The organism is Streptomyces kryoterrae (assembly GCF_054072135.1).
Window position 1 is genome coordinate 10,016,646 of record NZ_CM133358.1, and the last position, 12,596, is coordinate 10,029,241.

The following is a 12,596-nucleotide window of genomic DNA, read 5'->3' on the forward strand; positions in this document are numbered from 1 at the left end:
AGGCTCATGTGCCTGGCGGTACCCGGCAGAGTGCTGGACATCGAGGAACGGGACGGCACCCGGATGGCCACCGTCGACTTCGGCGGCGTGGTCAAGGAGGTGTGCCTGGAGTACCTGCCCGACCTTCAGGTCGGCGAGTACGCCATCGTCCACGTCGGGTTCGCCCTGCAACGGCTGGACGAGGAGTCGGCGCGCCAGACGCTTGAACTCTTCGCCGAACTCGGCCTGTTGCAGGAGGAGTTCGGCGACCCCTGGGAGACGGCGGCGGCGGAGGCGGGCGTGGACCCGGTGGAAGAGGTGCGCAACCAGTGAAGTACATCGACGAGTTCCAGGACCCCGAGTTGGCGCGACGGCTCCTCGACGACATCCACGCCACGGTGACCAGGCCGTGGGCCCTGATGGAGGTGTGCGGAGGACAGACGCACAGCATCATCCGGCACGGCATCGACCAACTCCTCCCGAAGGAGGTCGAGTTGATCCACGGGCCGGGATGCCCCGTGTGCGTGACCCCGCTGGAGGTCATCGACAAGGCACTGGAGATCGCCTCCCGGCCGGAGGTGATCTTCTGCTCCTTCGGTGACATGCTGCGCGTGCCGGGCACGGGACGGGACCTGTTCCAGGTCCGCGCGGAAGGCGGTGACGTGCGCGTCGTCTACTCGCCGCTCGACGCGCTGCGGATCGCGCAGCAGAACCCGGACCACGAGGTGGTGTTCTTCGGGATCGGCTTCGAGACGACGGCACCCCCCAACGCCATGACGGTCCATCAGGCCCGGAAACTGGGCATCCAGAACTTCAGCATGCTGGTGTCCCATGTCCGCGTACCCCCAGCCATCGAGGCGATCATGTCGTCGCCGAGCTGCCGGGTACAGGCCTTCCTCGCGGCCGGGCACGTCTGCAGCGTGATGGGCGTGGGGGAGTACCCGGAACTGGCGGAGCGCTTCCGTGTCCCGATCGTCGTGACGGGCTTCGAGCCACTGGACATCCTCGAAGGCGTACGCCGGGCGGTCCGTCAACTGGAACACGGTGAACACACCGTCGACAACGCCTACGCCCGTGCCGTCCGCCCGGAGGGCAACGCGGCCGCCCGGGCCATGCTGGAGGACGTCTTCGAGGTCACCGATCGTGCCTGGCGCGGTATCGGGGTGATCCCCGACAGCGGCTGGCGGCTGTCGTCGAAGTACCGGGACCACGACGCCGAGCACCGCTTCTCGGTCAGCGGAATCCGGACGGCCGAACCCGCCGAGTGCCGCGCCGGAGAGGTCCTGCAGGGGCTGCTCAAACCGCACGAGTGCGAGGCCTTCGGCACCCTGTGCACCCCCCGCACTCCGCTGGGGGCAACCATGGTCTCCAGCGAGGGCGCCTGCGCGGCGTACTACCTCTACCGGCGTCTGGACATGCCCACCACCACGACGGTTCGGGAGGCGAGCCCCGTTGTCTGACACCACCGATCTCCCCGTCCCCGCCCTGGACCTCGAAGGGTGGACGTGCCCGGCACCGGTACGCGACCTGCCCCGCGTCGTCATGGGCCACGGCGGCGGTGGAGTCCTCTCCGCCGAACTGGTCCAGCAGATCTTCGCGCCCTCCTTCGGGGGCGAGGTGCTGGCCCAGATGGGTGATGCCGCCGTCCTCTCCCTCGGCGGTGCCCGGCTTGCGTTCTCCACCGACTCCTACGTGGTGCGGCCGTTGTTCTTTCCCGGTGGCAGCATCGGCGATCTGGCGGTCAACGGCACCGTCAACGACCTCGCCATGAGCGGCGCCCGTGCCGCCTACCTCTCCTGCGGATTCATCCTGGAGGAGGGCATCGAGCTGGACGTGGTCACACGGGTGTCCGAGGCGCTGGGCGCGGCCGCGCGCACCGCCGGTGTGGAGGTGGCCACCGGCGACACCAAGGTGGTCGAGGCCGGTCACGGCGACGGGATCTACATCAACACCGCGGGCATCGGTCTCGTCCCCGCGGGTGTCGATCTGCGTCCTCAGCGGGTCGTCCCTGGCGACGTCGTGATTGTCAGCGGCGCGATCGGTGTCCACGGGGTGGCGGTAATGAGTGTTCGCGAGGGCCTGGAATTCGGAGTGGAGATCAAGAGCGACTGTGCGGCGCTCGGCGGGCTGGTCGACGCCATGCTCGCCGTCACCCCGGATCTGCACGTACTGCGCGATCCCACCCGAGGCGGCCTGGCGGCCACGCTCAACGAGATCGCGGAGGCCTCCGGCACAGGGGTGGTCATCCGGGAGCGCGACGTTCCGGTCCCGCCGGCCGTGGCCAATGCCTGTGCCATTCTCGGACTGGACCCCATGTACATCGCCAACGAGGGCAAGCTGGTGGCCTTCGTCCCCCGCGAGAACGCCGACGCCGTCCTGGAGGCGATGCGAGCTCACCCACTGGGCGCGGACTCCGTGATCATCGGTGAGGCCGTCGAGGCGCATCCCGGCATGGTCGTGGCCCGGACCGGCCTGGGGGGAACTCGGGTGGTCGATCTGCCGATCGGGGAGCAACTGCCGCGGATCTGCTGACACGGGCCTGGCGCGTCGAAGAGGCGGCCGTACAGGCGACGATCGGACAGCCACGGCCTGTCCGGCGGATCAGGTCGGAGGAGACCCGCGGTGCCTCTTCAGTAGAGGCGAGCGGGGGCGTGGCGGCGCCCCCGCTCGGGGCATGAGGGTGCCCCTGCACGAGGTTGCTTCGAGCGTGGCGGCGACGCGGTGCGGGCAATAGATGAGAACGCCGCAGGTCGGCGCGCCAGGCCGCCGGGTCTCCGGCATGATCCGCCGGACAGGACCTATCGGGTCGATCAACGCCCGGACGGCGGGTCCTGTGGGTCCACGCCGGTTGTGGCAGAAGCGTCCTTGGTGCCGCTCGGGCGCTGGGAGCGGCCCTTGCGTCCGGTGTCGTGTCTGCCCTTCTCGTCCGTGTCGCCGTACTTCTCGCCCCTTGTACCGAGACTCTTGGCTGTGTCGCCTGGAACGGACTTCGACTCCTCCGGGGACTTCGTCCGGCCCCGGCCTCTTTCGTCGGCGTGCTCAGCCGGATGGAAGGAGCGGTGGGCGCTCGGGTTGTCCTGCTGACGTGTCTCATCCACGTCTGGCGACCAGCCGTGCTCCCCGGGGCCATGATGACGACCGGGGCCCTTTCCATGCGGTGGCTCGGACGAACGTGATTTCTTCGACATGGTTCGATCTGCCTTTTCATGGTCAGTGGGGTACGCCGGGGCACGCGTACCTATCATGGGTAAATCATTCCACCTTGCGATATTTTGAGCATCTTCTGGCCGTTGCTGGCTCGACCACCGAAGCTGGTGGCAGGAGGCACGGCAGAGCGTTTCTCGAAATGGGTCAAGGCCCCGTCATGCCCACACCCTGCTCTTCCGACACTGCCGCAGTAAATGCGTACACCTCGCCCCGGCGGCCGGACAGCCCGCCGCAGGTCGCGGTGATCACCGTAGGGGCTTTGCCGCAGTAAATCCGGCTCTTACTGCGGCACCACCCTGGTGGGCCGTCAGGTGACAGAAGTCTGATAAGCCGACCTCGGAGCGGATCTGGCGCTATCGCCAACCGCTGTACCGTCGCCGCTCGCGCCAGATCCAGCTCCGAGCGTCACACAGCGCTACATGTCCGTTCGCCGTAGTCATAGGAGGACAGGGCCGTACGGCTCGCTGATCGACCTCGCCCGCGACATCGACACCGGCCACGCCAACGGGTACGACATGGCTGACCGGATCCGCTCCTGGCGCATCTGACCGCCAGCCCGGCTCGGCGGAGGAGCGCTTCCACCGTGGCGCGTGCGCGAGGTGACCTGCCCGGACTGTGGCATGGGGCTACGACGCACCCGGCGAGAGCCCGGGCGGCGCACCCTTCACGAGGCGAGCTGGCCAAGGAGTACAGCCGTCTTCGCAAACTCCCGCCAAAGAGGTGATCTGCGCAGCGGCGAGCAGGACTGACGGCGTCCGCTCCATCGGCGTTCCCCGATCGGCCGCCAGGCCCGGGTTCACGGCAGCCGGTCCAGGGCGCGGACCTGGCGGTGAAGCTCCACCGGGCTGTCGGCGTCCAGGCCGGCCAGTACAGATTGGCAGCTGCGCGGAGGAGCCGGAGCTGGGTGTGGGCAGCGATGACGAGCCAGGTCCACCGGTCCGCGGACTCGGGCGTGCGCGGTTTCGGGCAGCGCCAATGCCGATCACGGAATAGGTGAACTTCACTCGCCGGAACCTGACGTGGCCGCGGGAACAGACCCCGTTCATGCGGGAGTTCAGCGTCCTGTCAGTGCGGTTCGTTCCGGCCCTTGGTCAATTTTTGGGCATACCGCGAAGGAAGGTCACCGCCAGGCTCACTGGGAGCACCGGGGGACGCATCGCCAGCCCGCGAGGCAGGGTTACTAGCCGATTTTACCGGGGCATGGGGAATTCTCGACCACCCGATCCCGGCGAATCCGCCACCCAAATAGCCGGGAAAGCAACCGGCCCCACCCTGTACGACGGCGGAGCCCCGCCGCGTCCTTCGATTCGACGGAAATGCACATGTCGCCTATGGCAATTGTGTGGGGCGCCCTTCTTGGCGCCCCCGGCTCGCACGTAGCAGTGACGCGCCCGCCGGGGTGAGCGTGTGCAGGACGTGCACGGCATGGCGGTTGCTGACGAGCAGCCCGGCCTCTCGCAACACCGCCGCGTGTTTACTGGCCGAGGGCGCGGAGATCCCCACCGCGCGGGCGATCTCGGAGGTGGTGGCGCCCGCTCCCACGGCCGTGACCCACAGGACGGTCGCCCGGGTGCGCCCGAGCAGGGCGCTCAGCGGGGCGGTCGAGGTCGGAGCCGTCGGTTCGTGCAGCATGGGGTAGACCAGGGTCGGCGGCAGTTCTGGGTCGGCGAGGGCGACGGGACTCTGCCAGCAGAAGTGGGATGGAACGAGACGCAGGCCTCGGCCGCCCAGGTAGAGGTCCCGGTCCTCGGCCGGGTAGTGGACCGTCAGGACCGGCGGCTGCCAGAGCATAGGGGGCCCGAGCCCGGCAAGCATCCCTTGGACCCCGCCGTCCAGCAGGTCACGGGTGCGTGCCGATCGTTCAGCCTGCGCACGTTTCTGCATCAGATCGGTCACCGGGGCGACGGCGGCGGCGTAGTACACGCGAACCGCCTCCACGAACTCTCCGCGCTCCCGCGTTCCGGCCAGCCGCCACGCCCACGGGGGAGCACCCGCGACCCGGTCGAGCAGAGCGAGTTCGTCAAGCACCCGCTGACGTGGCGTGGCCATGACATTATCGAGTCCGGCATCGAGGCAGTCGCTCACCGCCGTCCGGGGCGTGAGGAAGTCCGGAAAGTAGGCGGCACGCGGAAAGAGCGGCACCAGGATCTCGCGGACAAGGTGGCCGAGTTGCTGTTCGCCGAGCCGGAGGCGGGTGGCGCGGTACCAGTCCGCGTAGGCCCAGCGGCCGGACCGCGTCTGGAACCGGTGCAGGCTCATGGCGACTTCCCAGAGGGGGTCGCACCGCGCGGCGACCGTCGTTCTCGCCAGGTCCACGTCGGTGAAGTGAATGCGGAGCACCTGGTTCCCCCTCTGCACCTGGGGCTTTTCATCCCGGTGAAACATGATGGCCAACTCAAGCCCCGGTTGGCAATATCGCTCACCGGCGTTGCAATCGCCCCACGAGCTCAGGGAAGTAAATTTCGCCATCTCTCAAAAGGCGCAGCGAGTAGAGAGGCGAGATCGTCTTCCCGTAATGCCACGCAAGGGCAACAGGATGGCAACGCATAAATAAAATCCACGTACGAAAAGTCCGAGAAAGAGGGAAACCGCATGAGATCCTTCCGCTTGGCAGCGGCACTCGCCGCCACCGCCCTGGCCGCTCTCCTCGGCCTCGCCCTCCCCGGTAACGCCCTCGCCGCCGACGCGCACACCACCCACGCCGGCAAGCTGGCCGCCGCCGCTCCGCAAGCGGTACAGGGGACCGCTTCCGCCGCGCTCTCCCCGCAGGCCATCGGGGACTGCCCGAGCACCTACTTCTGTTTCTGGGTCAACTCCGGCTACAGCGGCGGGCCGGGCAAGTTCTCGGGCAGCAACACCAATTGGGGCGCCTACGCCCACTCCGCCTGCGCCAACGGGACCTGGAGCGACTGCGCCTCCTCGGGCTACAACCACGGCTCGAGCGGCCTGGGCGTCGAGGTGTGGAGCGGCACGGGCTACACCGGGCTTTCCGCCTGCCTGCCCAAGGACTGGTCCAACAGCAACTTCGCGAACCTCGTCTGGCCGGGAACCTCGACCAGCTTCAACGACTCGATCAGCAGCAACTACTGGACCTCGGCCTGCTGACCGGGCACTCTCCGGTCACTGGATGACAGGCGATCACCCATGACAGAGCTCTCGCGCCGCTGCGTCGGGCGCACACCGACACGCCTGCCGGCCCTGCTGGTCCTTGTGGTGGGCCTGGTCTGCGTCGCCGCGACCGCGTGCACCGCAACGGGCACGGCGGCACCTGCCAAGGCGGCGCCGTCGGCGCGGGAGTTCGGTCAGTCCGCTGCCGTCCTCACCAACGACGCCACCGCCCAGCGCCAACGCTGGCAGCTCTTCGGCGCCTTGCAGATCCTCACCCAGCGCTGCATGCGCGACCGGGGAGTGAGCTACCTGGTCACGAGCGTGGGCCCGCAGCCACCGGCCGGGGCGACCACCGCCGAGTCGATCGGTTCCCGATCCGCGCCCGGCTACGGCATCTCCACAGCGCTGCACCGCATAAACAACGGCCCCACGGCCCAGGACCGATACGTCCGTTCCCTGTCCGCCACAGACCAGGCCCGCTACACGGCCGCACTCGACGGCCCCGCCGAACAGGTGGCAGCGCTGACCCTGCCCAGCGGTGCGAGTGGGTCCTACGCCACAGGCGGCTGCGTGGCCCGGGCTCGGGCCCGGCTGTACGGCACCGTACGGGCCGCGCTCGAAGACACGCTCGTACCGCAGGACGTCGACCAGCTCCTCGAGCGGTACTTGGCCACCGCCCCCTCGTACCAGACGGCCCTGAGGCGATGGCAGCGCTGCATGGCCGACGCCGGCCGGGCAGCGAAGACGCCCGCCGCGCTGATTCAGGGCCTTCAGGCCGAGGCCGTGAAGGGTGCGAGCGCCTCGATGCTGGCGCACGAGCAGCGCGCTGCCGCTGCGGCCGATCAACGCTGCGACGCGGAAAGCGACTTGCGCCGTACGGGCGTCACGCAACGCGACGCCTTCCTGCGACACCAGCCCGCACAGACGCGGGCCCGCCTGGAAGAGGTCTGGCAGCACCGGCGGCAGGCCCTGACACGGGCTGCTGCCCTGCTCGACCAGGACGCAGAAAGCCCACTCGGGTAACTGGTCCAATTGACCTTTCTGTTCAGTTGTCGCGTTGAGCGAGAGGCCGGTTTCGGCGAGGCAACCCTCGATGAGGTCGGTGCGTCGTTGGATGCGGCACAGGCCGCTGCGGACTGCTTGGACAAAGGTGGTCGCGGTCGAGGCAGACTACGTTGGCGGTAGTGCCACGCCGGAGCAACGACCAGATGAACTCGGCCGGATTGAGGTCGGGTGCATAGCTGGGGCACGGCCGGACTCATCCTGTATTGGCTCCAGCAGTACTTGTGAACCTCCGGAACATCGCCTTTCCACAGGCAATAGCGATTGCCAAGCCCCAGATGAGTTGAGGCACCGTGGTGCTGACCTGCCGCGCCTCGGCTTGTGCGGGATGACGCCCTGTTGCCTCGCCGCCTGCCGCCAGTCAGCCGGAACATCAACCGATGGAGATCCCAACGGGGATCCGCCGTCGGCGGACGTCCTGGACCTGGACTGGGCGCTGACCGTGTTGGAACGGGTTTGCGAGCGGGCAGGTCTCGACAGCGTCCACCTGAATGCTCTTCGGCAGGCCACCGAGGGGGACTCGGTCATCGATCTGGGCTTCCTCGACACGCACCCGCATGCCATTGGTCCCTTCGGACCGCCTCCCACCGCCCTTTCCGCGGCTCAAGTGGCCCGCGTCTCGGAACTGCTCGGTCAAATCGACTTTCTGGGCATTCTGGCCGGCCTGCCGACCGAAGACAGCGAGGCCGCTTCCTTGATCGGTCATGGAGCAGACAAGACCGTCGGTGGCCCGAGGAATTACCCGCTGGGGCACGTCAACGCCCTGCGCGAGTTCTACCTTGCTGCATCCCAACGGCACCTTCTCCTCGTGCTCTGGTGGGACTGACCCATGACTTCAGGGCCTCACTGCTGGGCTGAACCGGGGTCACCCTCCGACGAGCCCTACCTTCCCCAACTCCTGCTGCAACACCGGGGCCAGCGCCCCGGCAAAGGTCTCCGCCATGTGGCTCTCGTCGCGGTAGACGAACGTGTCGCCGACGACCACTGGGCAGTATCCCGAGCGGGGGCACAGCCAGGGCTTGGGGTCGATCACGGTGGCACCGGCACGGAGTGCGCCCTGCCGGTTGGCCTCCCGGAGGGTGGGGTCCTTGATCGCGTCGCGCTGGTCCGGCTCGCACTCCTCCAGGCGCAGGGGATGCGTCGCAGCGCACTCGACGGGGTCGCCGTTCGGCCACGGGGTGTCGAGCAGGACGGCCAAGTGGTCCGCGGCGCGGGCCAGCCGCTCGTAGACGCGTGCGTAGCCCGCCGTCCAGTCCCGCAGCGGGTTCCGCATCGGCTTCAGCGGCGTGGCCGCTTCGGAGGAGGAGGCCACGACCAGCATCGGGTGCAACCTCGCGATCCGCGCCAGCGCATCCTTTCGCCAGGTGTCGCACGAGGTGTACGGGCCATGGCCGTTGACGGTCGTGATGTCGGCCGTCTTGCAGGACGACTTGGTCAGCGACACCAGCTTCCAGCCGTACCGGCGGCTCAGCTGCTCCAGCGCCGGGAACCACTGCGCGGCATGAGAATCGCCATAGAGGACGACGACCTTGGTGGCGGAAGAGTCGCCGTAGACGCAGGCGGGCGAGCGGGTACCGGTGTAGTCGACGTGACAGTTGTCGCGGTAGACGGCCGAGCGCTTCGTCTTGATGGCGGCGAGCGACGGTGACAGGTTGCGCGGCAGCCCGGTCGCGGCCCCGGCGATGAGGTCGGCGAGCCGGGACTCGGGGTCCGGTGCCGTCGACAGGGCCTCGGCCAGCCCGGGCACGCGGACGGTGGAACTGATCGGTGGCGGGAAGGACGTCGAGACGAGGGCGACGGACACGACGGTCGCCGACAGTCCGAGGCCGAGGGCCACCGCCGTCGTAGGTCTGCGACGCAGCGAGGCGCTGAACCGGATCGGGTTCTCCACCAGGTGCAGGCTCGCCCAGGCCAGGACCAGGGCCGCCGCGCACAGCGCGAGGTTCAACCGGAGCCCGGCCGCGCGTCCCAGGGCCGCGGGGCCGATCACCAGCAGCGGCCAGTGCCACAGGTACCAGCCGTACGACAGGTCGCCCAGCCAGGCCACGGGACGCAGACCGACCAGCCGGGAGGTGGTGGAGGGGGACGCGGCCCGGCAGCCGCCCGCGATCACCAGGGCCGCGCCGAGGACGGGTAGCAGTGCGAAGTGGCCGGGAAAGGGAGTGTCGGCGTCGTACAGGGTCGCCGCCGCGGCGATGCCGACCAGCCCCAACCACCCGCTCGCGGTGGCCAGTTGACGCGGCAGGCGGTCAAGTGCCCCGGCGCCGAAGGCCAGCAGGGCTCCGACGCCCAACTCCCACAGCCGGGTGTGCGGACCGAAGTACGCCCAGGAGGGCGAGGTTCCGGTCGCCCGGACACCCAGGACGTACGACACCAGGCACAACACGCCCAACGGCAGAACCCGTAGCCATGGACGGCGTATCAACTTCCAGCTGACGAGCAGGAGTACGGGCCACAGGAGGTAGAACTGCTCCTCCACGGACAGTGACCAGAGGTGCCGGAAGGGCGACGGCGAGCTTCCCTCGCGGAGATAGTCGGTGCCCGACCGCGCCAGGGTGAAGTTCACGAAGTACAGGGCGCCAGCCATCGCGTCGTGCATGAACTCGGCGTAGCGGATCTTCGAGGCGAAGAGCCGGCAGCCCGCGATGGTGACCAGCGACACCAGGGTGGCCAGCGGGAGGATGCGCACGGCACGACGGGCGTAGAAGCGCCGCAGGGAGAGCGATCCGGCGTGGTCGGCCTCCCGGAGCAGGCCCGTGGTGATGAGGAATCCGGAGATCACGAAGAAGACGTCGACCCCGACGTAGCCGCCGACGAGATACGGGACTCCGGCGTGCGCCAGCACGACGAGCGTGACCGCCAGGCCGCGCAGGCCCTGGATGTCGGGCCGGAGGGGCGGCTTCGACGAACGGACGGGCCGCCTCGCGGTGAGGCGGCGCCCGTCAGGTGGTGATCCGTCAGGCCGCCGGGCGGGCGCCGTGTCCCGGGGCGGCCCGTCGGTCGTGGGAGGGTGCGTCATGCCTGGAACTGTCCGCAGGACAGCGGGTGTTTCAGTGATTCACGCCACACCTCTCCCGTTCGCTACGCGTCCTTCAACTCCTGCCGCTGCCGCCCGAGTCCGGAGATCTACAGCTCTACGACGTCCCCGGCCCGCAGAAACGGCTTCGGCTCGGGCCGCCCCAGCGCGACACCCGCCGGCGTGCCGGTGTTGATGACGTCCCCGGGGTGCGGAGTCATGAACTGGCTGAGGTTGTGCGTCGATGAGCGGTGATGACGAGCCTAGGGGCGATGCGGCGGACCGGTTCGGATCAGGCGGCCGCGCGTTCGCTGTCGCGCTGTACAGCCAGGCGCCGGTCCCCGCCGCCCAGTTCGGTGTGCACACGCCGGTCGGTGCGGGCGAGGTCGCGGCGGAAGACGGCGGTCTCGGGCGCGGTCCACGGCCGTGCCCTCTTTAGGGCTCGCAGAGAATTCAACGTGTTGCTTCACGCATCCGGGCTCGTTCACCTGGTATGGGCATCCCTGACGCGACGCGTGATCAACTGGCTGTCAAGTTCAGGGTGTTGTTCCCGCATCTCGACGAGCGGCAGCGCCGGCTGCTGATGGGAGCCGAGGCCCGGGTCCTGGGGCACGGTGGTGTCCGAGTGGTCGCGCAGGCGGCTCAGGTCAGCGAGACCACGGTTCGCAAGGGCGTGGACGAGTTGGAGGCGGGTGAGGGACCGCTGGGGCGGGTTCGCCGTCCCGGCGGCGGGCGCAAGAAGGCCGCCGAGGTGGACCCGGGGCTGCGGCCGGCCCTGCTCGCACTGGTCGAGCCGGACGTACGCGGGGATCCGATATCGCCACTGCGCTGGACAACCAAGTCGACGAGGAACCTTGCCGCCGAACTCACCCGCCAGGGGCACAAGGTGAGCGCGGACACGGTCGGGGACCTGCTCCGGGAGGAGGGCTTCAGCCTGCAGGCCAACGCGAAGACCATCGAGGGCGCACAACACCCGGACGGTGATGCCCAGTTCCGCTACATCAACGACCAGGCCCGGGAACACATGCGTGCCGGGGACCCGGTGATCAGCGTGGACACCAAGAAGAAGGAGTTGGTCGGCGACTACAAGAACGCCGGGCGTCAGTGGCGGCCCGCGGGCGAACCCGTGCTGGTCAAAACGCATGACTTCCTGGACCGGCAGGGACCGGGCAAGGCGATCCCCTACGGCATCTACGACCTCGCGGCGAACACCGGCTGGGTCAACGTCGGCACCGACCACGACACCGCCGAATTCGCTGTCGCCTCGATCCGGCGCTGGTGGCAGGCTCGTGGCCGACACGACTACCCGCACGCCACCCGTGTTCTGATCACCGCGGACGCGGGCGGCTCCAACGGCTACCGCACCCGGGCCTGGAAGAGTGAACTGGCCGCTCTCGCCTCCGGGACGGGCCTGCAGATCACTGTCTGTCACCTACCGCCCGGGACCTCGAAGTGGAACAAGATCGAGCACCGGCTGTTCTCCCACATCACCATGAACTGGCGCGGCAGACCGCTGACCAGCCATGAAGTCATCGTGGACAGCATCGCGGCGACCACCACCCGCACCGGTCTGAAAGTCGAAGCCGAGCTCGACGCCGGCACCTACGACACCGGCGTGAAGGTCACCGACGCCGAGATCGACGCACTGGCAATGAGCCGACACCGCTTCCACGGCGACTGGAACTACACGCTCCGCCCCGCCGGTTCTCTCCCAGCCCCACGCCATGAGACAGAACCGGATGCCGCCATCGCCCCAACCGCCCGCCCGGCCGCGCCCCCGGACGGCGTTGACGCCGAATCTCTCCGCGACCCGGAGCTGACCGGCATGACCGCTGCCCAACTCGACTCTCTGGTGCATGCGTTGCTCCCCGCGCTCGCGCAACGACGCGAGCAAACCCGCCACGAGCACCGGGGCGGCGAGCGCCGGCGGAGGCGAGGTGCCGGCGCCAAGGACAAGCTCTCCGACGCAGACCGCATCCTGGCCACCGTGCTCTGCCTCCGCAAGATCGGCACCCATGACCTGCTCGCCCGGCTCTTCGGCGTCACCGGAAGCACTCTCACACGGGCCGTCCAGGAAGCACGCCCGCTACTGGCCGAGCACGATCACGCCATCCACCCCTCAACCGCCAGATTCCGCACCCCGACTGACGTGGCCGCCCACCTCGACCAGTACGGAACCCACTCCCTGAAGGAGATCAAACCCGCATGTTGATTCTCTGCGAGC

General features: G+C 68.8%; 12 protein-coding genes and 2 pseudogenes. 8 read left to right on the top strand and 6 right to left on the bottom strand.

Annotated elements, in window-relative coordinates; genetic code table 11:
• Nucleotides 1-6: 6 nt before the first annotated feature.
• Genes ACW4TU_RS44650 through hypE form a run of 3 tightly spaced genes read left to right on the top strand, consistent with a single transcriptional unit; the run spans nt 7 to nt 2,511 of the window.
• Nucleotides 7-312 carry a HypC/HybG/HupF family hydrogenase formation chaperone gene (locus ACW4TU_RS44650; protein WP_389349590.1) on the top strand — a complete coding sequence of 102 codons (306 nt, stop codon included), beginning with the start codon at nt 7-9 and terminating at the stop codon, nt 310-312.
• Nucleotides 309-1,439, top strand: coding sequence for a hydrogenase formation protein HypD (gene hypD, locus ACW4TU_RS44655; protein WP_457423214.1), 1,131 nt, complete (start codon nt 309-311; stop codon nt 1,437-1,439). The genes ACW4TU_RS44650 and hypD overlap by 4 nt, the downstream gene beginning before the upstream one ends.
• Nucleotides 1,432-2,511 carry a hydrogenase expression/formation protein HypE gene (hypE, locus tag ACW4TU_RS44660; RefSeq protein ID WP_457423216.1) on the top strand — a complete coding sequence of 360 codons (1,080 nt, stop codon included), beginning with the start codon at nt 1,432-1,434 and terminating at the stop codon, nt 2,509-2,511. The genes hypD and hypE overlap by 8 nt, the downstream gene beginning before the upstream one ends.
• A gap of 278 nt (nt 2,512-2,789) precedes the next feature.
• Here hypE and ACW4TU_RS44665 read toward each other — a convergent pair whose 3' ends face one another.
• On the bottom strand, nt 2,790-3,167 hold the full coding sequence (locus ACW4TU_RS44665) for a hypothetical protein (RefSeq protein ID WP_457423218.1): 378 nt from the start codon (nt 3,165-3,167) through the stop codon (nt 2,790-2,792).
• Nucleotides 3,168-3,605: 438 nt separating this feature from the next.
• On the opposite strand from ACW4TU_RS44665, the gene ACW4TU_RS44670 reads away from it, so the two are divergent.
• Nucleotides 3,606-3,734: a hypothetical protein gene (locus ACW4TU_RS44670; protein WP_457423220.1), complete on the top strand. Its 129-nt coding sequence runs from the start codon at nt 3,606-3,608 to the stop codon at nt 3,732-3,734.
• A gap of 781 nt (nt 3,735-4,515) precedes the next feature.
• On the opposite strand, the gene ACW4TU_RS44675 is transcribed toward ACW4TU_RS44670, so the two are convergent.
• The gene (locus ACW4TU_RS44675) at nt 4,516-5,526 is read right to left on the bottom strand and encodes an ArsR/SmtB family transcription factor (protein WP_457423222.1); all 1,011 of its coding nucleotides are present in this window, start codon (nt 5,524-5,526) and stop codon (nt 4,516-4,518) included.
• A 252-nt stretch (nt 5,527-5,778) separates the two neighbouring features.
• Between ACW4TU_RS44675 and ACW4TU_RS44680 the strand changes: the two genes are divergently transcribed.
• Entirely contained in the window at nt 5,779-6,291 is a 513-nt protein-coding gene (locus tag ACW4TU_RS44680) for a peptidase inhibitor family I36 protein (protein WP_457423224.1), read from the top strand.
• Nucleotides 6,292-6,330: 39 nt separating this feature from the next.
• Nucleotides 6,331-7,317: a hypothetical protein gene (locus tag ACW4TU_RS44685; protein ID WP_457423226.1), complete on the top strand. Its 987-nt coding sequence runs from the start codon at nt 6,331-6,333 to the stop codon at nt 7,315-7,317.
• 36 nt (nt 7,318-7,353) lie between these two features.
• Here ACW4TU_RS44685 and ACW4TU_RS44690 read toward each other — a convergent pair.
• Nucleotides 7,354-7,540 (bottom strand): annotated as a pseudogene (locus ACW4TU_RS44690) (IS630 family transposase); the annotation flags it as partial.
• Between the two features lie 144 nt (nt 7,541-7,684).
• On the opposite strand from ACW4TU_RS44690, the gene ACW4TU_RS44695 reads away from it, so the two are divergent.
• Nucleotides 7,685-8,182 carry a DUF1877 domain-containing protein gene (locus tag ACW4TU_RS44695; protein ID WP_457430611.1) on the top strand — a complete coding sequence of 166 codons (498 nt, stop codon included), beginning with the start codon at nt 7,685-7,687 and terminating at the stop codon, nt 8,180-8,182.
• Nucleotides 8,183-8,221: 39 nt separating this feature from the next.
• On the opposite strand, the gene ACW4TU_RS44700 is transcribed toward ACW4TU_RS44695, so the two are convergent.
• From ACW4TU_RS44700 to ACW4TU_RS44710, 3 genes and pseudogenes are all read right to left on the bottom strand, one after another.
• Nucleotides 8,222-10,375: an acyltransferase family protein gene (locus ACW4TU_RS44700; protein ID WP_457423228.1), complete on the bottom strand. Its 2,154-nt coding sequence runs from the start codon at nt 10,373-10,375 to the stop codon at nt 8,222-8,224.
• Nucleotides 10,376-10,482: 107 nt separating this feature from the next.
• Nucleotides 10,483-10,605: pseudogene (locus ACW4TU_RS44705) on the bottom strand (fumarylacetoacetate hydrolase family protein); the annotation flags it as partial.
• A 59-nt stretch (nt 10,606-10,664) separates the two neighbouring features.
• Entirely contained in the window at nt 10,665-10,829 is a 165-nt protein-coding gene (locus ACW4TU_RS44710; protein WP_457423230.1) for a hypothetical protein, read from the bottom strand.
• A gap of 36 nt (nt 10,830-10,865) precedes the next feature.
• On the opposite strand from ACW4TU_RS44710, the gene ACW4TU_RS44715 reads away from it, so the two are divergent.
• Nucleotides 10,866-12,584: an ISAzo13 family transposase gene (locus tag ACW4TU_RS44715; protein ID WP_457423232.1), complete on the top strand. Its 1,719-nt coding sequence runs from the start codon at nt 10,866-10,868 to the stop codon at nt 12,582-12,584.
• Nucleotides 12,585-12,596: the final 12 nt, after the last annotated feature.

Bases quoted from the DNA above. Each gene is read 5' to 3' on its own strand.
- ACW4TU_RS44695 (WP_457430611.1), top strand. From the start codon at position 7,685: ATGACGCCCTGTTGCCTCGCCGCCTGCCGCCAGTCAGCCGGAACATCA.
- ACW4TU_RS44685 (WP_457423226.1), top strand. From the start codon at position 6,331: ATGACAGAGCTCTCGCGCCGCTGCGTCGGGCGCACACCGACACGCCTG.
- ACW4TU_RS44650 (WP_389349590.1), top strand. From the start codon at position 7: ATGTGCCTGGCGGTACCCGGCAGAGTGCTGGACATCGAGGAACGGGAC.
- ACW4TU_RS44700 (WP_457423228.1), bottom strand. From the start codon at position 10,375: ATGACGCACCCTCCCACGACCGACGGGCCGCCCCGGGACACGGCGCCC.
- ACW4TU_RS44680 (WP_457423224.1), top strand. From the start codon at position 5,779: ATGAGATCCTTCCGCTTGGCAGCGGCACTCGCCGCCACCGCCCTGGCC.
- ACW4TU_RS44715 (WP_457423232.1), top strand. From the start codon at position 10,866: ATGGGCATCCCTGACGCGACGCGTGATCAACTGGCTGTCAAGTTCAGG.
- ACW4TU_RS44670 (WP_457423220.1), top strand. From the start codon at position 3,606: ATGTCCGTTCGCCGTAGTCATAGGAGGACAGGGCCGTACGGCTCGCTG.
- ACW4TU_RS44665 (WP_457423218.1), bottom strand. From the start codon at position 3,167: ATGTCGAAGAAATCACGTTCGTCCGAGCCACCGCATGGAAAGGGCCCC.